The sequence below is a fragment of the Sagittula marina genome, assembly GCF_014196795.1.
Classification (GTDB): domain Bacteria; phylum Pseudomonadota; class Alphaproteobacteria; order Rhodobacterales; family Rhodobacteraceae; genus Sagittula; species Sagittula marina.
Genome location: NZ_JACIEJ010000002.1, coordinates 83,461 through 109,959, shown reverse-complemented (window position 1 = coordinate 109,959; position 26,499 = coordinate 83,461). Strand labels below are relative to the sequence as shown.

Annotated in this window: 26 protein-coding genes; 16 read left to right on the top strand and 10 right to left on the bottom strand. The window is 62.8% G+C overall.

Features of this window, described 5'->3' with window-relative positions:
- Positions 1–1,374, bottom strand: coding sequence for an FAD-binding oxidoreductase (locus GGQ68_RS03880; protein ID WP_183963119.1), 1,374 nt, complete (start codon positions 1,372–1,374; stop codon positions 1–3).
- Between the two features lie 143 nt (positions 1,375–1,517).
- Here GGQ68_RS03880 and GGQ68_RS03875 point away from each other — a divergent pair, with 143 nt between their 5' ends.
- Positions 1,518–3,125 (top strand): chloride channel protein, encoded by a 1,608-nt coding sequence (locus GGQ68_RS03875; RefSeq protein ID WP_183964051.1) that lies wholly within the window; start codon positions 1,518–1,520, stop codon positions 3,123–3,125.
- A gap of 17 nt (positions 3,126–3,142) precedes the next feature.
- Here GGQ68_RS03875 and GGQ68_RS03870 read toward each other — a convergent pair whose 3' ends face one another.
- The 3 genes from GGQ68_RS03870 to GGQ68_RS03860 all read right to left on the bottom strand — a co-directional run bounded on the left by GGQ68_RS03870 (position 3,143) and on the right by GGQ68_RS03860 (position 6,644).
- Positions 3,143–4,240, bottom strand: a complete 1,098-nt coding sequence (locus tag GGQ68_RS03870; protein WP_183963117.1) for an SH3 domain-containing protein — start codon at positions 4,238–4,240, stop codon at positions 3,143–3,145.
- A gap of 178 nt (positions 4,241–4,418) precedes the next feature.
- A complete protein-coding gene (locus GGQ68_RS03865) occupies positions 4,419–4,763 on the bottom strand; it encodes a DUF427 domain-containing protein (protein ID WP_183963115.1) in 345 nt (114 codons plus the stop codon).
- A 111-nt stretch (positions 4,764–4,874) separates the two neighbouring features.
- Complete coding sequence (locus tag GGQ68_RS03860) at positions 4,875–6,644, bottom strand: aminopeptidase P family protein (RefSeq protein ID WP_183963113.1); 1,770 nt, start codon at positions 6,642–6,644, stop codon at positions 4,875–4,877.
- 165 nt (positions 6,645–6,809) lie between these two features.
- On the opposite strand from GGQ68_RS03860, the gene GGQ68_RS03855 reads away from it, so the two are divergent.
- Entirely contained in the window at positions 6,810–7,247 is a 438-nt protein-coding gene (locus tag GGQ68_RS03855) for a hypothetical protein (protein ID WP_183963111.1), read from the top strand.
- Between the two features lie 19 nt (positions 7,248–7,266).
- Here the strand turns inward: GGQ68_RS03855 and cobT are convergent, their stop codons facing one another.
- Together cobT and GGQ68_RS03845 are read right to left on the bottom strand one after the other, a co-directional pair.
- The gene (cobT, locus tag GGQ68_RS03850) at positions 7,267–9,147 is read right to left on the bottom strand and encodes a cobaltochelatase subunit CobT (RefSeq protein ID WP_183963109.1); all 1,881 of its coding nucleotides are present in this window, start codon (positions 9,145–9,147) and stop codon (positions 7,267–7,269) included.
- A gap of 57 nt (positions 9,148–9,204) precedes the next feature.
- Positions 9,205–9,633, bottom strand: a complete 429-nt coding sequence (locus GGQ68_RS03845; RefSeq protein WP_183963101.1) for a hypothetical protein — start codon at positions 9,631–9,633, stop codon at positions 9,205–9,207.
- Positions 9,634–9,955: 322 nt separating this feature from the next.
- Here GGQ68_RS03845 and GGQ68_RS03840 point away from each other — a divergent pair, with 322 nt between their 5' ends.
- Entirely contained in the window at positions 9,956–10,222 is a 267-nt protein-coding gene (locus tag GGQ68_RS03840; protein WP_183963099.1) for a hypothetical protein, read from the top strand.
- Between the two features lie 56 nt (positions 10,223–10,278).
- Here the strand turns inward: GGQ68_RS03840 and cobS are convergent, their stop codons facing one another.
- Positions 10,279–11,265 carry a cobaltochelatase subunit CobS gene (gene cobS / locus GGQ68_RS03835; protein WP_183963097.1) on the bottom strand — a complete coding sequence of 329 codons (987 nt, stop codon included), beginning with the start codon at positions 11,263–11,265 and terminating at the stop codon, positions 10,279–10,281.
- A gap of 88 nt (positions 11,266–11,353) precedes the next feature.
- Between cobS and GGQ68_RS03830 the strand changes: the two genes are divergently transcribed.
- From GGQ68_RS03830 to GGQ68_RS03790, 9 genes are all read left to right on the top strand, one after another.
- Positions 11,354–11,905, top strand: a complete 552-nt coding sequence (locus GGQ68_RS03830; protein WP_183964049.1) for a sigma-70 family RNA polymerase sigma factor — start codon at positions 11,354–11,356, stop codon at positions 11,903–11,905.
- Positions 11,902–12,591, top strand: coding sequence for an anti-sigma factor (locus GGQ68_RS03825; RefSeq protein WP_183963089.1), 690 nt, complete (start codon positions 11,902–11,904; stop codon positions 12,589–12,591). Before GGQ68_RS03830 ends, GGQ68_RS03825 begins: the two co-directional genes overlap by 4 nt.
- Positions 12,592–13,317: 726 nt before the next feature.
- The gene (gene rpiA / locus GGQ68_RS03820) at positions 13,318–14,100 is read left to right on the top strand and encodes a ribose-5-phosphate isomerase RpiA (RefSeq protein ID WP_183963088.1); all 783 of its coding nucleotides are present in this window, start codon (positions 13,318–13,320) and stop codon (positions 14,098–14,100) included.
- A gap of 12 nt (positions 14,101–14,112) precedes the next feature.
- Positions 14,113–14,640, top strand: coding sequence for a hypothetical protein (locus GGQ68_RS03815; protein WP_183963087.1), 528 nt, complete (start codon positions 14,113–14,115; stop codon positions 14,638–14,640).
- Positions 14,641–14,720: 80 nt separating this feature from the next.
- Complete coding sequence (locus tag GGQ68_RS03810) at positions 14,721–16,163, top strand: FAD-dependent oxidoreductase (protein ID WP_183963086.1); 1,443 nt, start codon at positions 14,721–14,723, stop codon at positions 16,161–16,163.
- A 139-nt stretch (positions 16,164–16,302) separates the two neighbouring features.
- Positions 16,303–17,454 (top strand): FtsH protease activity modulator HflK, encoded by a 1,152-nt coding sequence (gene hflK / locus GGQ68_RS03805; RefSeq protein WP_183963085.1) that lies wholly within the window; start codon positions 16,303–16,305, stop codon positions 17,452–17,454.
- 14 nt (positions 17,455–17,468) lie between these two features.
- The gene (gene hflC / locus GGQ68_RS03800) at positions 17,469–18,581 is read left to right on the top strand and encodes a protease modulator HflC (protein ID WP_183963084.1); all 1,113 of its coding nucleotides are present in this window, start codon (positions 17,469–17,471) and stop codon (positions 18,579–18,581) included.
- 4 nt (positions 18,582–18,585) lie between these two features.
- Positions 18,586–18,777, top strand: a complete 192-nt coding sequence (locus GGQ68_RS03795; protein ID WP_183963083.1) for a DUF2065 domain-containing protein — start codon at positions 18,586–18,588, stop codon at positions 18,775–18,777.
- 246 nt (positions 18,778–19,023) lie between these two features.
- Positions 19,024–20,496 carry a DegQ family serine endoprotease gene (locus GGQ68_RS03790; protein ID WP_425502946.1) on the top strand — a complete coding sequence of 491 codons (1,473 nt, stop codon included), beginning with the start codon at positions 19,024–19,026 and terminating at the stop codon, positions 20,494–20,496.
- A 58-nt stretch (positions 20,497–20,554) separates the two neighbouring features.
- Here GGQ68_RS03790 and GGQ68_RS03785 read toward each other — a convergent pair whose 3' ends face one another.
- From GGQ68_RS03785 to GGQ68_RS03775, 3 genes are all read right to left on the bottom strand, one after another.
- Entirely contained in the window at positions 20,555–21,346 is a 792-nt protein-coding gene (locus tag GGQ68_RS03785; protein ID WP_183963082.1) for a pyrroline-5-carboxylate reductase family protein, read from the bottom strand.
- 73 nt (positions 21,347–21,419) lie between these two features.
- The gene (locus tag GGQ68_RS03780) at positions 21,420–22,031 is read right to left on the bottom strand and encodes a peptidoglycan-binding domain-containing protein (protein ID WP_343055840.1); all 612 of its coding nucleotides are present in this window, start codon (positions 22,029–22,031) and stop codon (positions 21,420–21,422) included.
- A 38-nt stretch (positions 22,032–22,069) separates the two neighbouring features.
- Complete coding sequence (locus GGQ68_RS03775) at positions 22,070–22,426, bottom strand: OB-fold nucleic acid binding domain-containing protein (RefSeq protein ID WP_183963081.1); 357 nt, start codon at positions 22,424–22,426, stop codon at positions 22,070–22,072.
- 158 nt (positions 22,427–22,584) lie between these two features.
- Here GGQ68_RS03775 and GGQ68_RS03770 point away from each other — a divergent pair, with 158 nt between their 5' ends.
- The 4 genes from GGQ68_RS03770 (at position 22,585) to GGQ68_RS03755 (ending at position 26,494) form a co-directional block, all read left to right on the top strand.
- On the top strand, positions 22,585–22,908 hold the full coding sequence (locus GGQ68_RS03770; RefSeq protein WP_183963080.1) for a 2Fe-2S iron-sulfur cluster-binding protein: 324 nt from the start codon (positions 22,585–22,587) through the stop codon (positions 22,906–22,908).
- Entirely contained in the window at positions 22,908–23,690 is a 783-nt protein-coding gene (locus tag GGQ68_RS03765) for an FG-GAP repeat domain-containing protein (protein WP_246429253.1), read from the top strand. Before GGQ68_RS03770 ends, GGQ68_RS03765 begins: the two co-directional genes overlap by 1 nt.
- Before the next feature lie 64 nt (positions 23,691–23,754).
- Positions 23,755–24,570, top strand: a complete 816-nt coding sequence (locus GGQ68_RS03760; protein WP_183963079.1) for a TIGR00282 family metallophosphoesterase — start codon at positions 23,755–23,757, stop codon at positions 24,568–24,570.
- 145 nt (positions 24,571–24,715) lie between these two features.
- Positions 24,716–26,494, top strand: coding sequence for an SLC13 family permease (locus GGQ68_RS03755; RefSeq protein WP_183963078.1), 1,779 nt, complete (start codon positions 24,716–24,718; stop codon positions 26,492–26,494).
- Positions 26,495–26,499 lie beyond the last annotated feature (5 nt).

Genomic DNA, 26,499 nt, shown 5'->3' with positions numbered 1-26,499 from the left:
CTAGCGTCCCGGCACAAGCTTGCCTGGGTTGAGAATGCCTTGGGGGTCCATCGTCGCTTTCAACGCGCCCATGACCTGCCAGCCGTGACCATGTTCCGCCTGCATGTAATCCTTCTTGCCAAGGCCGACGCCATGTTCGCCAGTGCAGGTGCCGCCAAGCCGTAGCGCCCGCTCTGCCATGCGCGCTGACAGGGCCTTGGCGATGTCAATTTCTGCCGGAATATCCGGATCGATCAAGAGGATCGCATGAAAATTTCCGTCGCCCACATGGCCGAGGATCGGGCCGGGGATGCCAGAGGCGGCAATATCGTCCTGGGTTTCCTCGACGGCGCGGGCAAGTTGGCTGATCGGGACGCAGATATCGGTGACAAGCCCACGTGCGCCGGGCCGCGAGGCGAGGATCGCGTAATAGCCATTGTGGCGCATCGCCCAGAGCGCATTGCGCTCCTCCGCCCGCGCGGACCACTGGAAATCGGTGCCGTCGTGATCTGCCACGATCTCGGCAAAGCGGGCGGCGTCCTGGGCGACGCTTTCGGGAGAGCCATGAAATTCCACCATGAGATGCGGTAGCGGTGCCATGTCCGTTCCGGCATAGGTGTTGAAAGCCCGTGCGGTGTCGGCGCAGGCGAATTCGATGCGCGCCATGGGAATACCCATCTGGATCGTTTCCATCACGGCATTTGCGGCGGTGTGCATGTCCGGAAAGGCGCAGATCCCGGCGGAAATGGATTCCGGAATCCCGTGCAGGCGCAGCGTGATCTCGGTGACGAGGGCCAGAGTGCCCTCTGATCCGACCAGCAGGGCCGTCAGATCATAGCCGGCGGCAGACTTTCGCGCGCGCGTTCCCGTGCGGATCACCGTACCATCGGCCAGAACGGCCTCGAACCCCAGCACGTTGTCACGCATCGACCCGTAGCGCACCGTCGTCGTGCCAGAGGCGCGGGTCATCGCCATCCCACCAAGTGAGGCATTGGCCCCGGGATCCACCGGAAAGAACAGGCCCGTCGCGCGCAGCTCCTCGTTCAGGGACTCGCGCGTCACGCCGGGTTGGACCGTGACATCCATATCCTCGGCCCGGATATTGAGCACACGGTTCATGCGTGCAAAGTCAACGATGATGCCGCCACGCACGGCTTGCGCCTGCGCTTCGAGCGATGTGCCCGCGCCCCATCCGACCACAGGCACATCGTATTTGGCACAGACCTTTACGATCTGCGCCACCTCTGCTGTGCTCTCGGGGTAGGCCACTGCATCCGGCGGCGCAGGGGGGAAATGGCTTTCGGATTGAGCGTGCGCATCGAGATCGGGCTTGGACCTGCTGAAACGTTCGCCTAGGAACAGCTGCAAGTCGTCAAGCGCCTGGGCGAGGGACATAGTAAGGCTCCGATTTTTCACGCAGTTACCTTATCTAAGGGTCTGACGGGGTTAAAGTCGCGGTGAAAGAGGAGACAATCGTGCGAGGTGTGTTCCGGCAACACTGGGAAACCATCCAGAGCGACCTGAATCGCGGCTGGGACATGGTTCGACATCGCGGACCGGGGCAGCTGAGCTTTTGGTTCATTGCCTTGCTCCTGGGGGTTGTCGCCGGACTGGGGGCCATCGGATTTCGTTTCGCTGTGGAGGTGCTGCAAGCGGCGCTTTATGGCACGGAAGATGTTAACATGTTGGCAAGCTGGGCCGGGGAACTGCACTGGGCTTTGGTTCTCCTGATCCCTGTGTGCGGCGGTGTTGTCGTCGGTCTGATCTTACAGAGGTTCACGCCTGATGGGCGGGTCCGCTCCGTGGGAGACGTCATAGAAGGCGCGGCTTTGAACGATGGCCGGGTGGAGCGGCGCGCGGGCGTGGCAAGCGTGCTTTGTTCGTGGATCACCTTGTCCACGGGCGGCAGCACGGGGCGGGAAGGGCCCGTGGTCCATATGGCCGCCCTGGCCTCCACCTGGATGGCGAACCGCCTTGGGGTGGACGGGATCACCGGGCGCGATCTCCTGGGCTGTGCGGTCGCGGCGGCCGTCTCCGCCTCCTTCAACGCGCCCATCGCCGGTGCTCTTTTTGCGCTGGAAGTGGTGCTGCGACACTTTGCGCTGCACGCCTTTGCACCGATCGTCGTGGCCAGCGCGGCGGGAACCGTGGTCAATCGACTGGTCTACGGTGACGTAACGGAATTCATCTTGCCGGGCACCACTACGGTGGAATTCTACCTCGAACTGCCGGCGTTTTTCCTGTTGGGGCTGGTGTGTGGAATCATCGCCGTTGCCATGATACGGGCGATCTTCTTTGCCGACGATGTGGAGACAGAGCTGCAAAAGCGTCTTGGCCTGCCACGTTGGCTGCGGCCTGCGGTGGCGGGGCTGTTGCTGGGTGCCTTGGCGATCTGGTTTCCACATATCATTGGCGTCGGATACGAGACCACGAGCCTGGCCCTGTCCGGCCAGCTTTTGATGTGGGAGGCTCTGGTCTTTGCGATCATTAAGGTCATCGCCGTGTCCATCACGATCGCGGGTCGTATGGGGGGCGGCATCTTTTCCCCGTCGTTGATGGTAGGGGCGCTGACCGGTCTGACCTTCGGCCACCTGGCGACAGCGCTGGTGCCGGAGGCTTCCTCCGCCTTCACCCTCTACGCATTGGCCGGGATGGGCGCTGTGGCGGCGGCGGTTCTGGGGGCGCCGATTTCCACCACGCTGATCGTGTTTGAACTGACCGGGGACTGGCAGACCGGATTGGCGGTGATGATCTCGGTCTCCATGTCGACCGCGCTGGCCAGCCGCGTGGTGCATCGGTCGTTCTTCCTCACGCAGTTGGAGCGGCGCAAGGTCGCGCTGGCCGCCGGGCCACAAGCCTACCTCTTGGGGATGTTCCGGGTGAAAGGGGTCATGCGCAAACCAACGGACGAGGGTGCCGCGGACGAGGATGTCTGCCTCGAAATGGTAGAGCAGGGGCTCTACGTTCAGTTGAACGCGACGTTGAAAACCGCTTTGCCGCTGCTCGACAGTTCGACAAAACCGTTCCTGCCCGTGGTGACGATGGAGGACGGGCAGCCGGTTCTGCAAGGCGCCCTGTTCCACGTAGACGCCTTGAAGGCCTATAACCGGGCGTTGGCGGCCACGGCCGAGGAAGAGCATTCCTAAGCCCGCCGCTCATTCCTTCAGCGGCTGCCGCGTCCCAATTCCCGCACCACGCAGCTTTCGAGGTTGTCTCCGGAGAAGGCACATTCCGCCAGAATGCGTGGCAAATCCTCAGGCGTGACACGCAAAACGTTGCGATCATTGCGTTTCCGTTCGTCGCGTTGGCGCGGCCAGTCCTGCCGCCGATCATCGGCGCTCGGAACGGCACGGGGCGGCCGATTCTCAGACAGATAATCTACGTGCGCAAACCCCACTTCGCCGGTGTCGCTGCGCAGCAGTTTCCATGTCTCGGTGCCACCTTCCAGCAGTTCGACACGGGAGCGGTGGTCCATCGTCTCTCGGATGTCATAAGACGTGCCGGGGCCTGCGCGCAGGTTCAATCCGCCATATTGCGGCGCATCGACCCAAAGTGTGTCCACCACACGACCGGCCGACGGCGGATCCGTGGGACGCGTGCGCGGCGGTTGCAGCTGGTCAGGGGGTGTGGCGGACAGGTAGGTGCCATACACATATCCGGTCCATCCGCTTTCGGCGCGCACGCGTCGCCACGGGGCGCTGCCGCCCAGGATGACGACCTGATCGCCGTGAGCGAGTTGATCCAGAATGTTGTAATTCGTGCCGGGACCGCTGCGCAGGTTCAAAGCTCCTGCAGAGGGGGAATTGACGTAAAGCGTCTCGCGACCAGAGGCGTCGCGGTCAAATCCACCCGCGGTCGTGGTGCGGCCAGCACTGCGTGTGGGCGTGTTGGTCACCGTATCACGCCGGGCACTGCGCGCGTCATCAGAGGCGTCTCTGCGGATCCAGTCCGGGCGGTCGGCACTGCGGCGCAGCGTGTTTTCGGCCTCTTGCTCCGGGTCCTCCAGCTTGGACCTCGGGATCCAGCCGGTCGCGCCGGAGGGGCCGCGCACTTCCACCCACATGCCCGCAGGATCGTCGGACAGAATGTCCACCACGGTGCCGTCGCGCAGCAGCCTCTCGATGTCAAACGCCGCTGCCGGGCCGTTGCGCATCTCCACCGTGGTGCCACGGGGCGTGTCTATGACGCCTTGGGCGGCCAGGGCCGGCACCGCGCAAACACTGAGTACGATGGACATGAAAAAGGGCAGACGCAGAGACATCAAATATCCTTTCGGCTTGAAACGATGCGCAACACTAGGGGGCAGGTGGTTTGCTATTCAATAACGGCCGCGAAAAAGAGGTTAACAGCGCGGGTTTTCCGCTGATCCGGCGTGTGGCCAAAGAAAAAGCCTCGATCACGCGGATCGAGGCTTTTGGGCCGTTGAAAGCCGGAGGACCTCAGACCTGTTCGACAGCCACGCCGTCCTGGACGTGAAAGGCGAGGTATCCCTTGATCTCTGCGACCTCTTCCTTGGGGCTCTCGTAGGACCAGACCGCGTTTTCGTAGGTCCGCGACTTGGACATGATCGAGAAGTAAGAAGCTTCGCCCTTGTGCGGGCAGGTTTCCTTGTGGTCCGTGGCGTCAAAGAACGCCATGCCAAGGTCTTCGCGCGGAAAATAGATGATCGGAGGCAGATCGCCCTCGACCAGCTCCAGCGCACGGGACGATTCGCCCAGCACGGCGCCACCGGCGCGAACAACCCAAGTGCCCACGGCAGGTGTAATGGTGATGTGCTTGGTCATAGTCATGATCTCCCTGAGTGACGTGCCCGGTGCAATGGTCAGGTGGCGGCAGTGAGATCCCGCCGTCCCCTCACTCCTGACCAACTGGCCGGGTATTGTGACATAGACATGTCAGAGGGGGGCACATGCAACCCTTAACCAGTCTTCTGCGGCATCTTCGACATGCGGAAGGAGCGTATCCAGCACTCTCTGATGATACCCGTCGAGCCAGGTTTTCTCTGCGTCGAGCAGCAATTCCGGCACGATCAGGCGGCGGTCGATGGGCACCAACGTCAGCGTTTCAAAGCGGTACATCTGTGCGACGCTCTGGCGCGGCAGGGCGGGGGCCTCTTCGACAATGATGAGGTTTTCAATGCGAATGCCGTATTCTCCCTCGCGGTAGAACCCCGGTTCGTTGGACAGGATCATGCCTGGCTCCAGCGGGACGCGCCCCTTGGGCGAAATGCTCGCCGGCCCTTCGTGCACGCAAAGATATGCGCCGACGCCGTGGCCCGTGCCGTGGCCATAATCGAGGCCCGCCTCCCACAGGCTGTGACGCGCGAGCACATCGATATCCGACCCGGACCGCCCCTTGGGAAAGCGCAGGCGGGACAGGGTGATCATGCCTTTCAACACGCGGGTAAAGGCATCGCGGTGTTCCTCTGTCGGCTCGCCAACGGCAATCGTGCGGGTGATGTCGGTCGTGCCGTCGACATATTGGCCCCCGGAATCCACCAGCAACAGCTCGCCTTCGTGGACGGCGCGGTCGGTGGCGTCCGTCACGCGGTAATGCACGATTGCGCCATGGTCTCCCGCACCGCAAATCGTGTCAAAGGAGATGTCGCGCAGCGCGTTGGTCTCCGCCCGAAAGGCTTCGAGTTGCTTCACCACGGCGATCTCGGTCAGCGTGCCGGGCGCCTGGGCATCGAGCCATGCGAGAAACCGCACCATCGCGGTGGCGTCGCGCAGATGGGCGTTGCGGCTGCCCTCCAGTTCCGCCGGGTTCTTTCGCGCCTTGGGCATGATGCACGGATCGCGGCCCTCGACCGGATTGGCCAAGGCATCAACCACTGCAACGGGACAGGACTCCGGGTCAATGCGCACGGGGTCGGTCAGCGCGGCAAGTGCGGGCAGAAACGCTTCCACCGGCATCAGGCGCACGCTGTCGCCCAGGTGATCGCGAATGCCATCGGTTTTCGCCGGGTCCATGAACAAATCCACCCGTGCATCGGCATGTAGTATGGCAAAGCCATGCGCCACCGGATTGCGCGGGATGTCCCCGCCGCGGATGTTCAGAAGCCAGGCAATCGAATCCGGCAGGGTGATGACAGCCGCAGACTGCGGCGCGATGTCTTTGGCCAGCCGGGCGATCTTGTCCATGTGGGATTCGCCCGCCAGGTCCATCGGGTGCACAAAGGCCGCAGCCATCGGCGGCGCAGGCTGATCCTCCCACAAGGCATCGATCAGGTTGTCGGTGGCGCGCAGCTCGACCTCTGGCAGGTTCTTTTCCAGTTCCTTTTTCTGGCTGACCGTCAACAGCCATGGATCGTAGGCAAGGCGCCCCTGCGGCAGCGCCTTCGCCAACCAGTCGGACAGCGAAATACCCGGCCAGTCGACTTTTTCAAACACATCGGCGGTTTGCGCCTTCACCTGCACGGTGTAGCGGCTGTCGGTGAATATAGCGGCGCGGTCGCGCAGCGCGATTGCCCAGCCCGCAGACCCTGTAAACCCGGTCAGCCATGCAAGGCGGTCATCATGAGCGGCGACATATTCGCCTTGATGCGCGTCAGCGCGCGGGATGAGAAATCCGTCAAAGCCACGGTCGGCGAGCAGATCCTGAAGGGCGCTGAGGCGGGCCGGTCCCTGCGCGGGAGAGGCCGTTTCGGTAAAGCTCTGGAACATTGATATCTCCTTTGGCGCGCAGAGTATCTGGCCTGCAGGCGAGGGCAAGAAGATGCCGACGCCTGAGGTCTCGGTAAAGATGTTTTGACTTCCCCTATCCGCCGCCGCGTAAAGGTCATAGATAACGTGCAGCGCCGATGAGCGTGGCCAGTCAGGAGACCGTCGATGACAGCGGATGCAAAGAAAATCGTGGATGCGGTCCTCGAAACAACCGGGCAGGCGCTGTTGCAGGGCGACTTCGAAACCTACGCCCGACATTTCCTGTTGCCCGCGCGGTTTGAAACCTTCGACGGTCACCACAGCGTCACCACGCCAGCGGAGCTGGCCGCCATGTTTGCCGCGATCCGCGATCACTACGCGCAGATTGGTCTGAAGGATCTGGTCCGCAGCTGTGTTTCTGCCCAAATGCAGCCCGATGGCAGCATCAAGGCCACGCATGAGACGCGTATGATCTGCCACGGCAATGTGCTGCACCGCGCAGCATATCCCGTGATGGGAACCTACATTCACAAAGACGGCGTCTGGCAGATCAATGCCTGTCAACACGCGGTCTCCGGCACTTCGCCCTATGGTCGCGCCTTGATGGGGCAGGCGGCGGCCTGAAGGCCAACCGCCACCCCAGTCAGGCGACGCGGTTCACGCCCATGAACCGCGCACGGGCGCGTGGATCACTGTCGAACAGAGAGGCCAGCTGTTCCGTCATGGCCCCCGCCAATTGTTCCACATCGGTGATCGTGACCGCGCGATCATAGTAGCGCGTCACATCGTGGCCGATCCCGATGGCAAGCAGTTCGACCTGACGCCGCTTTTCCACCATGGCGATGACATCGCGCAGGTGTTTTTCCAGATAGTTCGCCGGGTTCACGGACAGCGTGGAATCATCGACCGGCGCACCGTCCGAAATCACCATCAGGATCTTGCGCGCCTCGGGACGTCCCACCATGCGCCGGTGCGCCCATTCCAGCGCCTCGCCGTCGATGTTCTCCTTCAGCAGGCCTTCCTTCATCATCAGGCCAAGGTTGTCGCGGGTGCGTCGCCAGGGCGCATCGGCTTGCTTGTAGATGATGTGGCGCAGGTCGTTCAGACGGCCGGGTTGCTGCTCGCGTCCGGCGTTCAGCCATTCCTCGCGTGCCAGCCCGCCCTTCCAGGCGCGCGTGGTGAAGCCGAGGATCTCGACCTTCACGTTGCAGCGTTCCAGCGTGCGGGCCAGAACATCCGCGCAAATCGCCGCGATCGAGATCGGGCGCCCGCGCATCGAGCCGGAGTTGTCCAGCAACAAGGTCACGACGGTGTCGCGGAATTCCATGTCCTTCTCGACCTTGAACGACAGCGGCGTCGTCGGGTTCGCCACCACGCGCGCCAGCCGACCGGCGTCAAGAACGCCCTCTTCCTTGTCGAACTCCCAAGACCGGTTCTGCTGCGCCTGCAGGCGGCGTTGCAGCTTGTTGGCCAAACGGCTCACCGCACCCTTGAGGGGCTCCAGCTGTTGGTCGAGGTAGGCCCGCAGCCGTTCCAGTTCGATTGGCTCGGCGAGGTCTTCGGCGGCGATTTCCTCATCGTTTTCCGTCGAGTAGACACGATAATCCGGATCGGCGTCGGAAATCGGCTGCGGCGAGGGCGGATCCATTGGGGCGTCGCCCTCGGGCAATTCCGCCTCGTCTCCCAGCTCCTGGTCGGCCATGTCGTCCATGCTGACCTGCGCCTGAGAGGGGTCTTGCGTTTCCTCCTGGCTTTGCTCCGGCGAGGCTTCGGATTCTTCACCCTCATCCTCGTCATTGCCGGTGGAATCAGGCTGTTCCTCTTCGTCCTGGCCATCCTGCTCGCCGTCGTCGTCGGCGTCGTCATCCATATTGTCAGGATCATCACCAAGCTGATCGCCATAGCCCAGGTCGGTGATCATCTTGCGCGCGAACTTGGCAAAGGCCGACTGGTCGGACAGCACGGTCTCGACGTCGGACAGTGTGCCGGCCGCCTGTTCCTCCACGAAACCACGCCAAAGTTCCATGACGTTGGCCGCATCGGGCGGCAGGTCGCGGCCCGTGGCCAGATGGCGGATCAGATAGCCGGCGGCAACGGGAAGGGGCGCCTCCGCCCGGTCGCGAATTTGACCGTAGCCGCGGCGCGCGGCCTCATGGCCGATCTTGGCGTCCACATTGCCGGCAGTCCCGGGCATGTCGCGTGCGCCCATGGCTTCGCAGCGCGCGGTTTCCATGGCGTCGTACAGCTCGCGGGCCATATCGCCTTGCGGCAGGTAGCGCGCATGGGTGGGCGCATCGTGATAGCGCCGGTGCAACGCGAGGGCGTCCGCCGTGCCGCGGGCCAGCAGCACTTCGTCACGGGTCATGCGGCGCGATACCTGCGGCAGACGCATGGCATCGCCCGACACGCCGGCAGGGTCCACCGTATAGCTGACCGACAGATCGGGATCGTCGGCCATGACCTTGGTGGCCTCGGCAAGGGCCTTCTTGAACGGATCGGCGGGGTTGTCGCTGGGCTTGCTCATGGTTGCAGATTTGAACCCTGCGGACGGTCTTGGCAAGGGGGCGCGTGGCAGCGATGTTCAGGAGTGTGCGGTTCGGTTGCCAATCATGAGGCTGTCACAAGCCCGAAGGCTGCGTCGGATCTGTCCCTTGGCAATGCGATTGCGGCGCGGGTCACTGTCGAAGTCCGCGTTGCGAAACAAATTGCGCATCTGGCTGCGGGCGCGGACACGCGACTGCATCAACGCCACCTTGTAGCTTCTGTTCTCCACCTGTTCTGCCAGAAGGGCGTTCATCATTGCGGCGAGCATGTCACGTCGCAGGCGTGCGGCGTCGTTTTCCGTGGCGACGAGGCGGCTGTGTTCGACGACGGCAGTGTAAAATCCATGACACGCCGCCAGATTGAGCGCGCCCTCAGGCGGCGGCGGACCGGTCGCCGCACTGGCCAAACCGGGCATCAAGGCCAGGATCAACGGCGCGAGCCGGGGGAAGGGGCGCGGATATATCATGGCTTCAAAGGTTAGCAGAGACCTGTGAACGATAGGTTGCCACATCGCACAGCCGTCACATCAAACAGCGCTGTCCCATGCCGCAGCATCGTTCCAGCCTGCTTTCTTGGCGGCGTTCCGTTCGCTAGGGCGGTAAACCTTCGCCTCTGGCGGGATCGTTCGCCCTGCCACATAGAGCGTCGGAACCACGGCCATTTTCGGAGAAAACTGTTACCGAGACCGGCCAGGCATTCATCCGTTCAAAATAAACTAAAAGTTTATGTAAAAGCGAAGCATTAACCTTTGCGTCATACTTACCGGATGCAACGAGAGGATCTTGGACATGTCGATACATCCGGGAAGTATGCGTCAGGCTCCCGAGCCGAAGGTCAGCAAGAGGATGCTGAAGATCGGTGGACCAAGCGTCGACCGCGTCAAGGCGATGCTGAGAAAGCTGTCCGGTGTGGGCACAGACGTGCAAAATATGGGCGGCTTTCTAGACGGGATGGAGGCGCGGCTGGAGCGGATCGAAGCGGAGGCGCGCGTCCTCATGCAGCAAGCCGAGCTCGGGATGCGCAGCGCCTACGACCGTAGCGATGACACCCGCTGAAAAGCGAAACGCGCGCCCTGTTGGACGCGCGTTGTATCGGGTGCTGTCTACCGGAGTTAACCCAGGCTGATCGACGCAGCGCTTTCCGGCAGCTCTTCGTCAAAGCAACGCTGGTAAAACTCCGCCACGGTCTGGCGCTCCAGCTCGTCACATTTGTTCAGGAACGAAACGCGGAAGGCGTAGCCCATGTTGCGGAAAATTTCCGCGTTGGTGGCCCAGGCGATCACGGTCCGTGGCGACATCACGGTGGACAATTCACCATTCATGAAGGCGCGGCGGGTAAAGTCCGCGACGGTCACCATCTGCCGCACGGTCTTGCGACCCTTTTCATTGTTGTAGTGCGGGGCCTTGGACAGGATGATCGCGGTTTCGGCGTCGATGCTGAGGTAGTTCAGCGTCGCCACCAGCGACCAGCGGTCCATCTGACCTTGGTTGATCTGCTGCGTGCCGTGGTAGAGGCCGGTGGTGTCGCCAAGGCCGACGGTGTTGGCCGTGGCGAAAATACGGAAGTACTTGTGCGGGGTGATGACCTGGTTTTGGTCGAGCAGCGTCAGCTTGCCGTCTGTTTCCAGAACCCGCTGGATCACGAACATCACGTCTGCGCGACCGGCATCGTATTCGTCGAACACGATCGCTGTCGGGTTGCGCAGCGCCCAAGGCAGAATGCCTTCCTGGAATTGCGTCACCTGCTTGCCGTCGACCAGTTTGATGGCATCCTTGCCGATCAGGTCGATCCGCGAAATGTGGCTGTCGAGGTTGACGCGCACAGCCGGCCAGTTCAACCGCGAGGCCACCTGTTCGATGTGCGTCGACTTGCCCGTGCCGTGGTATCCCTGGATCATCACACGGCGGTTGCGGTTGAACCCCGCAAGGATGGCCAGCGTGGTGTCGGGGTCAAACTTGTAAGTGGAATCAATGTCCGGCACGCGGTCGGTGCGATCCGGAAAGCCATGCACGACCATATCGGAGTCGATGCCAAAGACTTCGCGCACCGAGATTTCCTCGGTCGGTTTCGCGTTGATATCGATCGTGCCGTCCGCCATGGTGCCCGTGTCCTCTGATCCATTGTCTTGCACGCGTTGGTGCAACATATCGCGAGAAGGGGCAAGGGGGATGGGTGGTTCAGACAGTATGACACCGCAGGAAGAGATCGAAGCGCTGATCGCGCGGGTTGCCATGGCTGACAGAAAGGCCTTTCGCGACCTCTATTCTCGCACGTCGGCGAAACTCTTTGGCGTGAGCGTTCGTATCTTGAAAGACGAAGCGCTGGCCGAAGAGGTCCTGCAGGAAGTTTATGTAAAACTCTGGGATCGGGCGGGCGCATACCGAAGCAATGGATATTCTCCCATGACCTGGCTGATCACGATCACACGGAACGCCTCCATCGACCGCCTGCGCAAGGCGCGTCGCGAGGGATCTGCCATGGCGCCGGTGGATATTGCCGAGCGTTTGTACGACGACGCGCCGGGACCAGCCCAACAGGCGGAAATGCGGTCCGAGGCGAAGGCGTTGCAGGCGTGCCTGTCAGAACTGCCTCTGGATCGGTCCGAGATGGTGCAGCGTGTGTACCTGCAAGGGCTGACCTACCAGGAGATCGCAGAAGAGACCGGGATTAAGCTGAACACCGTACGCACCTGGCTACGACGAAGCCTTATGCAACTGAGGGAGTGTCTGGGCGGATGACCGATGAACCCCTCACAGATGAACCCGGCGAGATCGAGACCCAAGCAGCTGAATATGCGCTGGGTTTGCTTTCCGGCGACGAGCGTCTGGCCTTCGAGGCGCGCATGGCGCAGGATCGCGATCTTGCTCAGGATGTCGACGCGTGGACAGAGTATTTTGTCACGCTGACCGATGGCATGCCATCCAAGACGCCGCCGGCGCGCGTGCTGAAGCGAATCGAGTTGGCGGTCCATGGTGCGCCTGAGCCGCCCATATGGCGGTCGCTCGTGCCCTACCTGATGGGGGCCGTTGGCGGCGCGCTGATCGCTTGGGCTGTCTTCATGTCGGGCATCTTGATCGAGGCGCCGGGCGATGGGCGGATCCGGGCTGATCTTGCACCGGCGGAAGGGCAATTGGCCTTTGCGGTGCTGATCGATCCGCCGTCCCACACGGTGTCTTTGGATTTGACCGCAGGCGCCGTGCCCGAGGGGCGGTCGCTGGAGGTCTGGCTGATCCCTGCCGGGGCTGAGCCCATTTCGCTGGGTCTGGCGACCGAGGACGGGACCTTTGCCACGCGCTTGTCTGACGCCATGGCGGCGCGCGTTCCGGGGGCGACCCTGGCCGTGACGGACGAGCCTGTTGGCGGGTCCCCGACGGGCGCACCGACCGGGACGATCCAGGCTGCTGGCGTGCCTATTCCACTGTGATGGTCAGCTCTTTCGCGGTGGGGCGTTGCGCCTCACCAGCCCATCGAGGACCAGAACGTCGAAAGGGTATCCAATGACCGTGGCCTCCGCAGCCATCATGGGATGGACCGGCTGACTGTTGCGCAAGAGACGTGAGAAGAGGTCGGCACGAAGGGGGGCCGGACGCACGGCGTCCGGACCGGTGAGCCGGCAGGAGGTCTGGCGATCAGGCATGGGTTTCTTTCTTCTCCCTGTGGTTGCACGTGAAGTGTCGCCGTCAAACTTGGCAATAAAACGGCGGAGAGAGGTGGATCCATCATAAATTGTCAGCTGACAATTCAGCGAATGCGCCGTTTCATGTATGATTCAGGTAAAGTTCTGCACGAAAGCTGGGTTCCGGTCGCGTTTCACGCCTTGAGAACAGGACTACCGAAAGAGTGACGAATTTTCTGCGAGCGTGCGAAAAGCTCCGGAAATCCGGCGCAAAATTGCGCCTCCATCGCGTGAAACCAGGCTGCGTTTGATGGATGATTTTGGGTATTTCTGGTACAGTTGGAAAACGGCTTGGACCAAAACCCGAATGGTGGCTTCGGTGGTGGGTACTTTTAGCCTTGAACGGGATATTTCGTGCATGAAACGCGCGGGATTGGATGCTTTGCCCAAGTGTCGCGGGCTTTAGGCAATTGCACCTCGCACCGCGCCATGTCCCTGATATAAGTGTGCCGTCAGCTGAACAGGGGGAAAGACATGTCCGGAGAACTCTCGCCCATCGACAAGGCCAAGTTTGTAGCGGCCAAACAAGCGGCGGAATTCGTGGAATCCGGAATGCGTGTCGGCCTTGGGACGGGGTCGACCGCGGCATGGCTGGTGCGGTGTCTCGGGGAAAAGGTCCGCGAAGACGGCCTGCGCTTCAAGGGGGTGCCGACCTCGACCCGCACGGCGGAGCTTGCACGGGATGTGGGGCTGGAGGTCATCAGCCTCGATGAGGCAAAGTGGCTCGACATGACTATCGACGGCGCGGATGAATTTGATGAGGATCTGAACCTGATCAAAGGCGGCGGCGGCGCGCTGTTGCAGGAAAAGATCGTGGCCACGGCCAGCGACCAGATGATTGTCATCGCCGACGCCGCCAAGGAAGTGCAGGCGCTGGGCGCGTTCCCTCTGCCGCTGGAGATTATCCCGTTTGGCTGGCAAACCACGCAGGCGCTGATCGAAGAGGTTCTGGTGTCGATGGACGTGATGGGGCGGCAGACCACGCTGCGCATGAACGGTGCGCGGCCCTACATCACGGATGAGGCGAACCATATCCTTGACCTGCACCTGTCGCGCATCGGCAATCCGCGCCAGCTGTCTATGGTGCTCAACCAGATCCCCGGCGTGGTGGAGAATGGGCTGTTCATAGATATTTGCGACAAGCTTGTGGTGGGGCACAGTGACGGGCGCGTCGAAGTGCGCGACATCAACGAAGGCACGATCAGCGAAAGCCAACTGGCCTTTGTCGAAGACGACAACCTTTTCAGCGACATCTGAAGCGGAGCAGGCATGGCGGAGGCACCCAGCTTCGAGGCGACGCTGTCCACGGGGCGCGGGGCGTTGTCGCGCGTGCATGAGGCCATCGCCGTTGTGTTGCTGAGCTGGTTTTTATGGCGTCTTTTTCAGGATCTGCAGCAGCCGGATCTGTCCTGGTTCTGGATCGGTTTCAATCTGCTGGTCGTGATGATGATCGCCGGTTTGCTGATTGCCCATATGTGGGGCCTGATCCGCCCAAGCGTGACGGAGGTTCTGCGCATTGATGCGGATGGCCTGCATTTGCCGGATCGGCCGGGCAAGGGGCAGGGCGCGCGGATCCCGTGGGGGGCGGTTACCAGTGTCGAGCTGAACCGCGTCGGCAGCCATCTCGTGCGCAGCTACGTCACCCATGGGCATGGCAGCGCGCGGCGGGTGGACGTGTTGCCGTTTGCGCGCCTCGATCACGTTCAGGCCCAGGATGCGCTGGGCGTCCTCACGCACTACTGGCCGGATGCCGAGCTGCCCGCGCAAGAGCAAATGGCGCGCACCGCCGGGAGGTGAGAGCGGCGGCTCTGGCCTTCTGCGCCGCCGCATGAAATACCTCCCGCCAAGTTAATACTCCCAGACTTACGGAGCGGATCATGAGCGAATTCGACTACGATCTCTTTGTCATCGGCGGCGGCTCCGGCGGCGTGCGGGCGGCGCGCGTGGCCGCCGGCGAGGCGGGCGCAAAAGTGGCGCTGGCAGAGGAAGACCGCTATGGCGGGACCTGCGTCATCCGCGGCTGCGTGCCCAAGAAGCTGATGGTTTTTGCCAGCGAATACCGGGACATGCCCGCCGCTGCACGTGCCTACGGATGGGACATACAGGACGGCCAGTTCGATTGGACGACCTTTCGCCAGAAGTTGAACGCCGAGCTTGATCGTCTCGAAGGGGTGTATCGCAAGTTGCTGGCAGGCTCCGGCGTAGAGACGTTTGACGCGCGCGCGACGATCAAGGATGCGCATACCGTCACGCTGTCCACCGGCGAGGAAAAGACAGCCAAGCACATTCTTGTGGCCACAGGCGGACGCCCGATGCGCCCGGACATGCCGAACGCACATCTGGGCATGGTGTCGGACGATATTTTCCACCTCGAAACGCTGCCGAAGCGGGTCTTGATCGTGGGCGGCGGCTACATCGCCTGTGAATTCGCCTGCATCCTGCATGGCCTGGGTGTCGAAGTGACGCAGTTTTATCGGGGCGCGCAAATCCTGCGCGGCTTTGACGACGAAGCGCGCGGCCTGATCGCGGAGGCCATGTCGGACCGCGGCATCGACCTTCATACCGGGACAACCATCGTCGAGATGCACAAGATCGGGACGCCGGAAGCCGAGAACATGGGCGAGGCGCCGGTAGACGACGTGCAATACGGTCATTCCGAGGTCGAGGAAACTGGCAACGGCCCGCTGCGCGTCAAGGCGACCAACGGCACGATCCGCGATTTCGACGCCGTGTTCTTTGCCACCGGGCGCAAGCCGAACACCGACGACCTGGGGATCGAAGGGCTGGGGCTTGAGCTGGGGCGCAATGGCGCGATCCAGGTGGACGAATACAGCCAGACCGGCGTGCCGTCTGTCTATGCCATTGGCGACGTGACCGACCGGGTGAACCTGACACCGGTGGCGATTCGCGAGGGCATGGCCTTTGTGAACACGGTTTTCCATGGCAACCCGACGCCGGTGGATCACGAACTGATCCCAAGCGCGGTGTTCACGCAGCCGGAGATGGGCACCGTGGGCCTGACCGAGGAAGCCGCGGCCGAGCAGGAGGAGGTGGAGGTCTACTGCACCTCGTTCCGTCCGATGCAGACGGCCTTTGCAGATGGGTCAGGACGTGTTTTGATGAAACTTATCGTCTCAAAGGCGAACCGCACGGTTCTGGGCTGCCATATCGTGGCGCCGGGCGCGGGGGAAATGATCCAGCTGGCCGGAATTGCCGTAAAGATGGGGGCGACCAAAGAGGACTTTGACCGCACCGTCGCCGTGCATCCGACCATGTCGGAGGAGATCGTCACGATGCGCAACCCGACGCGCACTGTGTGATACGGTCTTGCGCCAACCCGGCAATCTGTCGGGCTGGTGCCGTGAATGCCGCAGGTGATGGAGGTTGAATTCCACGCCGGCGTGCACAGGTATGATTATGATACGTGAATATATTGAATTCAAAGAAGGGTAGAGCTTCATGGCAGGAAACAGCGGCGGCCCCTGGGGGGGTGGTGGCAACCAGGGTGGCGGCAATGACCAGCGCCCACCTTCGGGTGGTGGTGGCGGCGGACGTCGTCCCGAGGACAACCAGATCCCCGAGATCGACGAGCTGATGAAGAAAGGCCAGGAGCAACTGCGCGTTCTTATGGGCGGTCGCGGCGGCGGGAAGGGGCGTTCAAATGGTCCCTCCGGCGGCGGTGGCGGCGGTCCGCACATCTCCAAGGGGATGATCGGTCTGGGTGCTCTTGTATTGGTGGGCATCTGGGCGTTTTCGAGCTTTTACACCGTGAAGCCCGAAGAACAGTCGGTCGAGCTTTTCCTTGGCGACTATTCCAGCACCGGCGAGCCGGGTCTGAACTTTGCGCCCTGGCCCTTTGTGACCTATGACAAGGTCAACGTGACCTCCGAGCGGACGGAAACCATTGGCGGCGGACGCTCCGACGGTCTTATGCTGACCACGGATGCGAACATCGTCGACATTGATTTCCAGGTGGTCTGGAACGTCGCTGACCCGGCCTTGATGCTGTTCAACATCGCAGATCCGAAGCTGACGGTTCAGGCGGTGTCCGAATCCGTGATGCGCGAGATCATCGCGGCGTCCAACCTTGCGCCGATCCTCAACCGTGACCGTGGGCTGATTGCCGATACCGCGCGCGAGAATATCCAAACGACGCTTGATGAATACGAAAGCGGCATCCGCATCGTCCGTGTCAACCTGCGTGGCGCAGAGCCGCCCTCCGAGGTGATTGATGCGTTCCGCGAAGTGCAGGCCGCCGAGCAGCAGCGTGACCGTCTGGAACGCGAAGCGGACGCATACGCCAACCGTGTGGTCGCAGAGGCCCGTGGTCAGGCTGCGCAGACCCGCGAAGAAGCTGAAGGCTACCGCGCGCAGGTCGTGAACGGTGCTTTGGGTGAGGCCGCGCGCTTTACCTCTGTTCAGCAGGAATACGCGCAGGCGCCGGAGGTTACACGCCGCCGCCTGTACCTTGAAACCATGGAAAAAGTGCTGGGCGACGTGGACAAGATGATCCTCGACGAAGCGCTGACCGGTGGCGAAGGCGGCGTCGTGCCGTATCTGCCGCTCAACGAGCTTAGCCGCTCGTCCGGTCAATCCGGCCAGTCGAACTGAGGGAGGGCTTAGAGATGAACAAGACAACCTATATCCTGCCCGCCATCGTCGTGATCTTGGTGGTGCTGCTGTCGTCGATCTTTGTGGTCGATGAGCGTGAAAAGGCGCTGGTGATGCGCTTTGGCCAAATTCAAAGCGTCAAGGAAGAGCCCGGTCTGGGCTTCAAGATGCCCCTGCTGGACGAGGTCGTGACCTATGACGACCGTATCCTGTCGCTGGACACCGAAACCATCGAGGTCACACCCTCCGATGACCGCCGTCTCGTGGTCGATGCCTTTGCGCGGTATCGTATTCAGGACGTGGTTCAGTTTCGTCAGGCTGTCGGTGTTGGCGGCGTGCGCGTGGCCGAAGACCGTCTGCAAGGTATTCTGAACGCGCAGATCCGCGAAGTTCTGGGTGCCGATCAGGTGACGTCTGACACCATCCTTTCCGAGGATCGCGGCAATCTGATGATCCGTATCCGGGATCAGGCGCGGGGCGAGGCACGCTCGCTGGGTCTGGACGTGGTGGACGTGCGGCTGAAGCAGACCAACCTGCCGACGCAAAACCTTGAAGCGACCTTTGCCCGTATGCGGGCGGAGCGTGAACGGGAAGCGGCCGACGAGATCGCCCGCGGTAATGAAGCGGCACAGCGCGTGCGCGCGCTTGCGGATCGTACCGTGGTGGAAACCCTGTCGGAAGCCGACCGTGAAGCCAACGTGACACGCGGTGAAGCGGACGCCGAGCGGAACGCGATCTTTGCGGACAGCTACGGTGCGGACCCTGACTTCTTTGCGTTCTACCGGTCCTTGCAGGCCTATGAGACTGCGATCCAGGGTGGCAATTCCACCATGGTGATGACGCCGAACAGCCAGTTCTTTGACTACTTCAAGAGCGAGGGTGAGATCACACCGACGTCGCCGATCGAAACGCCTGAAACGTTGCAGAACGTCGAACCGGCGGCCGATCCTGTGGCCCCGACGGCTGAAGACGTGTCTCGTGACATGGAAGCCGAAGAACAGGAGGCCAATGATGCGGTCGATGGCCCGGCCACCGACACATCCCCGGTGGGTGAGCCTGTCGAGGACACCGGTTCAACTCAAACCGATGCACCGGCCGAGCCGGAGACATCCGAGGAAAGCAACTGATCCGATGGGGTTCAGTGACATAGCAACGGGAATCGGCATGGTTCTTGTGATCGAGGGGCTGGTGTACGCACTGGCCCCTTCGCTTGTGGAGCGACTGCTTGAGGCGCTGCGCGAGATGCCGTTGGAGGCGCGGCGCACTGTGGGCCTCTTGTCGGCTGTGACCGGCATTCTGGTCTTGTGGCTGGCGCGGGGCTGAGACCTGCGTCCGGCGGGATTTGCCGCGTCATGCTATCGTACCGCGCGCGGGGTGTCCGGTCTCAGCTTTGCTGCAGGGGACCCGCGCGCGGTTCACTCACTGGCCGTCACTTGGGCGTGAGATGGCCGACATATAGCTTTGGTGTTGCGCCGTTGCGCTTATGTAAGACACACTGAAGACAGAACGCAGGGCAGCTGTCGCCTGAGGGTGGGGGCAATTGACCTGACCAGAGACAAGGAGATCTCTTTGAAACCGCAAGTTATCGCGCAGACTCGGGAGGATGCGACGCCGCTTCGGCTTTTCTGGCTGACGACGCTCTCGATGGTCCTGATCCTTTCGCAATCGCTGATGGCCCACGCCCGTGGCGCGCCGGAAAGCTTCGCCGATCTGGCGCAGCGTATCAGCCCCGCCGTTGTGAACATCACGACCACGACCACGGTTGCAGGCCGCACCGGTCCGCAGGGCATCGTTCCCGAAGGGTCGCCGTTCGAGGATTTCTTTCGTGAATTCCAGGACCGCCAGGGACCGAACGGTCAAAGCCCGCGTCGCTCGTCAGCACTGGGCTCCGGCTTCGTCATTTCCGAAGACGGCTATATCGTCACCAACAACCACGTCATCGAAGGCGCGGATGAAATTCAGATCGAGTTCTTCGAAGGCTTCGAATTGCCTGCGGAGCTGGTCGGCACCGATCCGAATACGGACATCGCGCTGCTGAAGGTCGAGGCCGACAACGCGTTGAAATACGTCAACTTCGGCGACTCCAACACCTCTCGTGTCGGGGACTGGGTCATGGCCATGGGCAACCCGCTTGGCCAGGGCTTCTCCGTGTCTGCCGGGATCGTATCGGCGCGCAACCGGGCGCTGTCGGGCACCTATGATGACTACATCCAGACGGACGCGGCCATCAACCGTGGCAACTCCGGCGGACCGCTGTTCAACATGGACGGCGAGGTCATCGGTGTGAACACGGCGATCCTGTCGCCCAATGGTGGCTCCATCGGCATCGGCTTCTCCATGGCGTCGAACGTGGTGACCCGCGTGGTGGATCAGCTCAAGGAGTTCGGTGAAACCCGCCGCGGCTGGCTGGGCGTGCGGATCCAGGACGTGACCGAAGACGTGGCCGAAGCGCTGGCACTGGCCGACGCCAAGGGTGCGCTTGTCTCCGACGTGCCGGAAGGTCCCGCCATGGAAGGCGGCATGAAAGCAGGCGATGTGATCATGTCGTTTGACGGCGTCGAGGTGCAGGACACCCGCCAGCTTGTCCGCACCGTGGCCAATACCCCGGTGGGCAAGACGGTGCGCGTGGTCGTGAACCGTGACGGCGAAACCCAGACACTGAAGATCACGCTGGGCCGCCGCGAAGAAGGCGACACCGCCATTCCCGCATCCGCCGACATGCCGGCAGATGAGCCGCAGGAAATGGAGGCCATCGGTCTGACGCTCGCGCCGTTGACGGACGAGCTGCGCGAAGAGCTGCAGGTGCCGGCTGGCATCGACGGTCTCGCCGTGATGTCGGTGGACGAGACAGCGGAGGCCTTTGAGAAGGGGCTGCGCGCTGGCGATGTCATCACCGAGGCTGGTCAGAGTGCGATTAGCACCGTGGGTGAGCTGGAAGACCGCGTGGCGGAAGCCCGCGACGAGGGGCGCAAGTCCATCCTGCTTCTGGTGCGCCGTGGTGGCGACCCGCGCTTTGTCGCGCTGGGGCTTGGCAGCGAGTAAAGCTTGGACACAAAATGACAAGGGGCGTCCGAGAGGGCGCCCTTTTTTCGTTGCGTGGCTATTCTGCGATCGTTTTCGCCCGTTGTGTGGCGGCGCGCAGCCCATCTGCCAGTGCGTTCCGCAGCGGACCATCGCGGAGCACGCTCAGCCCGGCGGCGGTGGTGCCTGCGTAGTCGATCATCTCCTGTACCAAGGCCTCTGGCGCGCGGGGATCGTCAGTCATTGCGATGCCGGAGGCGAGGAAAAGCTGTTTGACCGCTGCGGTGGCGATTTCCTCTGGCACGCCCTCTGATCGAGCATGGTTGGACATCGCGGCGGCGCAGGCGGCAACGAAGCCGGGCACCGGGCCGGTCAGCGCGGTAAACACGTCGATATGGTGCTCGTCTGTGACTTCGGCAGCTTTGCCGAGGGCGCCGAACAGATGTTGCGCAAGTTGGCGGTCGGCGGCAGTGCTGGCGGCGCTGGCAATCCACGGCGAGAAGGCAAGGCGCTGGGCGGCGGCCGGGCTGCTCATGGCGCGAATGATGCGGGCGCTGCCGAAGAGGCTGGACAGCCGGTCTTGGGTGGCGCCGGCCACGACGGACAGGATTGGCAGGTTTGGGGCGTGCATCTTCACGTTCGGCAGCGCGTCCGGAGGCACGCAGAGCAGCAGAGCATCGCAGCGGCTCACGAGGGCCTGCGGATCGGTGACGACCTCAACGCCCGGCACGTCGCTGGTGCCGCTCCGGGTGGCAATCAGCAAGGTGTCTGGCGTCAGGATGCCGCTGTCCAGCCATCCCCGTGCCATGGCCGCGCCAAGCATCCCGCTGCCGATCAATCCGATTGTCTGTGTCGTGATTGTCTGTGTCATGGGGCGTCTCCTTGGGTTGCCTGACGATGGCGCAGAAGGTGACATTGGGAAAGCCGCAAATCTGCTGGCCCTGTCAGCCTTTTGGATCGGGGAGGTCCACCGTAATCAGCCCGAGAGAGCGCGCGGTTTCCAGCGACAGCTGCGCACTGTCGAGACCGCGTTCCTTTTGGTAGCGGTGAATGGCGGCGGAGGTTGGCGCGTCAATCCGGCCGGTGACATTGCCGGCAAAGTAGTCGCGGGCCGCCAAGGCACGTTGCAGGGAGGAGATGAATTCCGGCGTCAACTGGTGGCCGCAGACGGCCTCGAATATGAATTGGGACCGTTCTCTCACGACCTTGGGCACCGGCGCGCGACGATAGACGGCGGGCGTGACGACCGTGCCATCCTCGGCGATTTCGGCCTGAATGACCCTGACCTCGCCCATGACCTGTTGGTAAACGGCGGGGGTTTCCTCGCGCGCCTGACACCGTCCGTCCGAAAGGGCGATGACAGGCGTGGCGAGCGGCACGGGGGACAAGGCGACGGGCTGTATGTCGGAATAGACCGTATCGTCCGGCCCGGAATTCGTAGGCCCATCCGTGCAGGCAGCGGTGGCGGACAACAACAGCGCGCAGAAGGCAGCCCGGCGGCGCGCGCCGGTCCAGACGAGACGCGCGGCGGGGCGCGTATCGGGCTTGGGTGTCACTGCTTTGGCCTCTTTCGTGCCTGTTGTCCGGCGAAACGCTACCGTATTTCCGGGCCTTGTGGAAGCGTGGGATCCAGCAGCCGGTCGAGCAGTTGCGAAATGTCCTCAATCTCCTCGGCGATGACATGGGACACGCCATGATCCCGCTGCAAGCGCCCGGTGACACGCAGCATCCGTCCGGCGATCACCGCGCGGCGAAACCGTTCGTACATGGCGCGCCAGACGATGATGTTCACCACGCCGGTCTCATCCTCCAGCGTCAGGAAAATCACGCCCTTGGCGGTGCCGGGGCGTTGCCGCAGGATCACCAGCCCGGCCACGGTGATGCGGGCCCCCAGCGGCGGACGCGACAGGAGCTCTGCGGGAAGGGCGGAAGGGGGACGGGGCCAATTCATGAGAACATAAATAGAACATTTGAGCGATTCCGCCAATCACCTTAGCGTGGTTTTCAGGCGTCGCATTTCACTTCTGCCGGAGAACGTGCAAAAGGCGCTGGCAGAGAGACGTGGGGATGTCTAATCATGCCCGCGATCAAACGGAGAGGAGCGGTGACATGGCAAAGATTACATACATCGAGCATAACGGGACGGAACATGTGGTGGAGGTCGCCAATGGCCTGACCGTCATGGAAGGCGCACGGGACAACAGCATTCCGGGCATCGAAGCGGATTGCGGCGGGGCCTGCGCGTGTTCGACCTGCCACGTCTACGTGGACCCGTCGTGGGTGGAAAAGCTCCCTCCGCGTGAGGATATGGAAGAAGACATGCTCGACTTCGCCTACGAGCCCGACCCGACCAAGTCGCGCCTGACCTGCCAGATCAAGGTGACCGACGCCCTGGACGGTCTGGTCGTGCGGATGCCGGAAAAGCAGATCTGATGGGCTGGGCGGTTCCCTTGGGGCCGCCCGCACAAGCGCCGCGCAAACCGTGGTGCATCTGGCACGCGCTCACCCGCGGCGCGTGTCTGGCTTTGGCGCTTGTGGCGGGCGCCGCAGCGGTCGAGGCCGCGCCCTGTATCACCGGGGCGCGCTATGTGGACCCGGTCACGCGCTATGGTCACAACGTCTTGGGCGGAGGTGGCGAGTTCGGCGGCCTTTTGTTGCAGACCGAGGACATGGACGGCACCCTGCGAAGGGTGCGGGTGACATTGCCTGACGACCGGGTGTTCGAGGACATTGCGCCTTTGGTCAGCGATCTGGGGCCTGACGGCTGTGCCGAAGTGATCGTCGTCGAAAGCCAGATGACGCGCGGCGCGCAACTGGCGATCTATGACGGCACGGGGACCAAAGTGGCGGCAACCCCGCACATCGGCCAGCGCAATCGGTGGCTGTCGGTGATCGGCGCGGTGGATCTGGACGGTGACGGTGCGGTGGAGATCGCCTATATCGACCGCCCTCATCTGGCAAAGACCTTGCGGATCTGGCGCTACACCGAGGGCAGGCTGACCGAAGTGGCGACGCAAGGGGGGCTGACCAATCATCGCATCGGCTGGGACTTCATCGCCGGTGGCCTGCGCGATTGCGGGCAGGGACAGGAGATGGTGCTGGCCTCTGGCGACTGGCGGGATCTGGTGGCCGTAGACTTTGACGGCATGGTGCAGGTGGCGCGGATCGGCCCCTACAGCGAAGCGGCCCTGAAGACCGCCATGGACTGCCGATAAACTGGCGGTCCGGCTTGCGTTTGGGTCTTTGCTTTTCCGGCGCGGCGCATTAGGCCTGCTGCCCATGCGTATACTCTTTCTTGGCGATGTAATGGGCCGCTCCGGGCGGCAGGGGATCGTGGACCGGCTGCCGGGACTGCGGACGGACTGGAAACTCGACTTCGTTATCGTGAATGCCGAGAACACCACCAATGGGCACGGGCTGAGCGCAGCCCACGCCAAGGAGATCTTCGAGGCTGGCGCCGATGTGATCACCCTGGGCGACCATGCGTTTGACCAGAAAGAAATGCTGACGCACATCGAAAGCGACACCCGGATCGTGCGGCCGCTGAACTTTGCCCGGCAAGCGCCGGGGCGCGGTGCCGCGATGTACAGCGATGCGCGCGGGCGCAAGGTGCTGGTGGTGCAGGCGTTGGGCCAGGTGTTCATGTCGCGCAATTACGACAGCCCCTTTGCCGCCGTGGACGAGGTGTTGAAACGTCATCCGCTGGGCGGGCAGGCGCAGGCCATCGTGTTGGACATGCATTGCGAGGCAACATCCGAGAAGATGGGCATGGGCCATTTCTGCGACGGACGGGCAAGCCTTGTGGTCGGCACGCACACCCACGTGCCCACGGGCGACGCGCAGATCCTGCCGAAGGGCACGGCCTTCTTGTCCGACGCGGGCATGTGCGGCGACTACAATTCCGTGATCGGGATGGAGCCGGCCGAGCCGTTGCGCCGCTTTGTCAACGGCATGTCGAAAGGCCGGTTCGAGCCTGCCAAGGGCGAGGCCACGCTGTCCGGTGTGTTCATCGAGACCGACGATCTCACCGGCAAACCCAAATCCATGGCCATGGTGCGCCAGGGTGGGCGGCTGGTGCAATGCGGACCGTCCTGACGGCAGCTTGCCCCTAGATGCTCAGACGGACAGCAGCGGATGACACGCCGGGGCATCGCCTGCGCATCCCGCTTGTGCCCACCTGGATGGCACTGCAGACTACGTCCGTTTGACGAGCAGCATACGCGAGGCGGGAACAGCCGAAATGGGATGGATTGATTTGAGCCAACAGGCGGAGGCCTGGGTTGCCATCGCGGTTGTGGTGGGCATGTTCGTGCTCTTTATCCGCGAGGTGTATCCAACCGAAGTCACGGCCATCGGGGGCGTCGCGGCGCTGCTGTTGTTCGGGGCGCTGCCGTATGACGATGCGCTGAGCGTGCTGTCGAACCCGGCCCCCTGGACCATCGCGGCGATGTTCATCGTCATGGGCGCGCTGGTGCGGACCGGGGCGCTGGACGCGTTCACCGCCTATGCGCAGCGCAAGGTGGCGGTGCGGCCACGTCTGGGGATGTCGGTGATCCTGATCGTTGTGGTTCTGGCCTCTGCGGTGATGAACAACACGCCGGTCGTTGTGGTGATGCTGCCTGTTTTCGTGCAGATCGCCGGGCAGTTGAAAATCGCGCCATCGAAGCTTTTGATCCCGCTGAGCTACGCCGCCATCATGGGCGGCACGCTGACGCTGATCGGGACGTCGACCAACCTGTTGGTGGATGGTGTCGCGCGTGCGCAGGGGTTGGAGCCCTTTGGCATCTTCGAGGTCACGCCGGTGGCGTTGATCCTGGTGTCCGTGGGCATGTGCTATCTGTTTTTCGTGGCGCCGAAGATGCTTCCGGAACGGATGAGCATGGCGGGGATGCTGTCGGATCGGTCGCGGATGAAGTTCTTTACCGAAGCCGTGGTGCCGCCGGAGAGCAACATGATCGGGCGTGAAGTTCTGAGCGTGCAGTTGTTCAAGCGCGAGGGGGTTCGGCTGGTCGACGTGGTGCGTGGCGATGAATCCCTGCGACGCAACCTTGAAAACGTGACGTTGCAGGTGGGCGACCGCGTGGTCTTGCGCACCCAGATGACCGAGCTTTTGTCGCTGCAACGCGACCCGTCGCTGAAGCGGGTGGATCAGGTGTCGTCCAAGGAGACCAGCACGGTCGAGGTCCTGATCACGCCGGGTTGCAAGATGGTTGGCCGCTCCCTCGGCGGGCTGCGTCTGCGGCGGCGGTTCGGGGTGTATCCGCTGGCAGTGCATCGGCGGAACCAGAATATCGGGCGGCAGTTGGACGAACTGGTGGTGCGGATCGGGGACACTCTGCTGCTCGAAGGCAACCCGGAAGACATCAAGCGGCTCGCTGATGAAATGGGGCTGGTGGACGTGACACAGCCATCCGCGCGGGCGTTTCGGCGCGGGCATGCGCCGGTGGCCCTGGCCGCGCTTGTGGGCATCGTCGTGCTTGCCGCGCTGGGGATCGCGCCGATCCTTGCGCTGGCAGTGGTGGCTGTGGCCGTAGTGTTGCTGGGACATTGCATCGACAGCGAGGAGGCGTTCAGCTTTGTGGAAGGGCAGCTTCTGGCGCTGATCTTTGCCATGCTGGCGGTGGGCGCCGCGTTGGAGCACACCGGCGCGGTGTCGATGATCGCCGGCGCCGTGGCGCCACTGATGGACGGCATGCCGCCCTGGGCTCTGGTCTGGGGGATTTACCTGCTGACCAGCCTGCTGACCGAAACGGTGTCGAACAACGCGGTCGCCGTGGTCGTGACGCCGATTGCGGTCAGCATCGGGTCGGCGATCGGGGTCGATCCGAGACCACTGGTGGTCGCGGTGATGGTGGCGGCGAGCCTGAGCTTTGCCACGCCGATCGGCTATCAGACCAACACGCTGGTCTATGGGCCGGGTGGCTACAAGTTTACGGATTTCGTGAAGGTCGGCTTGCCGCTGAACCTGATCATGGGGGCGCTGGCGGCGCTGTTCATCCCGATGTTCTTTCCGTTATGAAACGC

Excerpts from the sequence above, each read along its gene's own strand:
- GGQ68_RS03880 (WP_183963119.1), bottom strand. The coding sequence starts at position 1,374 with ATGTCCCTCGCCCAGGCGCTTGACGACTTGCAGCTGTTCCTAGGCGAA.
- GGQ68_RS03875 (WP_183964051.1), top strand. The coding sequence starts at position 1,518 with ATGGTTCGACATCGCGGACCGGGGCAGCTGAGCTTTTGGTTCATTGCC.
- GGQ68_RS03870 (WP_183963117.1), bottom strand. The coding sequence starts at position 4,240 with ATGTCTCTGCGTCTGCCCTTTTTCATGTCCATCGTACTCAGTGTTTGC.
- GGQ68_RS03865 (WP_183963115.1), bottom strand. The coding sequence starts at position 4,763 with ATGACCAAGCACATCACCATTACACCTGCCGTGGGCACTTGGGTTGTT.
- GGQ68_RS03860 (WP_183963113.1), bottom strand. The coding sequence starts at position 6,644 with ATGTTCCAGAGCTTTACCGAAACGGCCTCTCCCGCGCAGGGACCGGCC.
- GGQ68_RS03855 (WP_183963111.1), top strand. The coding sequence starts at position 6,810 with ATGACAGCGGATGCAAAGAAAATCGTGGATGCGGTCCTCGAAACAACC.
- cobT (WP_183963109.1), bottom strand. The coding sequence starts at position 9,147 with ATGAGCAAGCCCAGCGACAACCCCGCCGATCCGTTCAAGAAGGCCCTT.
- GGQ68_RS03845 (WP_183963101.1), bottom strand. The coding sequence starts at position 9,633 with ATGATATATCCGCGCCCCTTCCCCCGGCTCGCGCCGTTGATCCTGGCC.
- GGQ68_RS03840 (WP_183963099.1), top strand. The coding sequence starts at position 9,956 with ATGTCGATACATCCGGGAAGTATGCGTCAGGCTCCCGAGCCGAAGGTC.
- cobS (WP_183963097.1), bottom strand. The coding sequence starts at position 11,265 with ATGGCGGACGGCACGATCGATATCAACGCGAAACCGACCGAGGAAATC.
- GGQ68_RS03830 (WP_183964049.1), top strand. The coding sequence starts at position 11,354 with ATGACACCGCAGGAAGAGATCGAAGCGCTGATCGCGCGGGTTGCCATG.
- GGQ68_RS03825 (WP_183963089.1), top strand. The coding sequence starts at position 11,902 with ATGACCGATGAACCCCTCACAGATGAACCCGGCGAGATCGAGACCCAA.
- rpiA (WP_183963088.1), top strand. The coding sequence starts at position 13,318 with ATGTCCGGAGAACTCTCGCCCATCGACAAGGCCAAGTTTGTAGCGGCC.
- GGQ68_RS03815 (WP_183963087.1), top strand. The coding sequence starts at position 14,113 with ATGGCGGAGGCACCCAGCTTCGAGGCGACGCTGTCCACGGGGCGCGGG.
- GGQ68_RS03810 (WP_183963086.1), top strand. The coding sequence starts at position 14,721 with ATGAGCGAATTCGACTACGATCTCTTTGTCATCGGCGGCGGCTCCGGC.
- hflK (WP_183963085.1), top strand. The coding sequence starts at position 16,303 with ATGGCAGGAAACAGCGGCGGCCCCTGGGGGGGTGGTGGCAACCAGGGT.
- hflC (WP_183963084.1), top strand. The coding sequence starts at position 17,469 with ATGAACAAGACAACCTATATCCTGCCCGCCATCGTCGTGATCTTGGTG.
- GGQ68_RS03795 (WP_183963083.1), top strand. The coding sequence starts at position 18,586 with ATGGGGTTCAGTGACATAGCAACGGGAATCGGCATGGTTCTTGTGATC.
- GGQ68_RS03785 (WP_183963082.1), bottom strand. The coding sequence starts at position 21,346 with ATGACACAGACAATCACGACACAGACAATCGGATTGATCGGCAGCGGG.
- GGQ68_RS03775 (WP_183963081.1), bottom strand. The coding sequence starts at position 22,426 with ATGAATTGGCCCCGTCCCCCTTCCGCCCTTCCCGCAGAGCTCCTGTCG.
- GGQ68_RS03770 (WP_183963080.1), top strand. The coding sequence starts at position 22,585 with ATGGCAAAGATTACATACATCGAGCATAACGGGACGGAACATGTGGTG.
- GGQ68_RS03765 (WP_246429253.1), top strand. The coding sequence starts at position 22,908 with ATGGGCTGGGCGGTTCCCTTGGGGCCGCCCGCACAAGCGCCGCGCAAA.
- GGQ68_RS03760 (WP_183963079.1), top strand. The coding sequence starts at position 23,755 with ATGCGTATACTCTTTCTTGGCGATGTAATGGGCCGCTCCGGGCGGCAG.
- GGQ68_RS03755 (WP_183963078.1), top strand. The coding sequence starts at position 24,716 with ATGGGATGGATTGATTTGAGCCAACAGGCGGAGGCCTGGGTTGCCATC.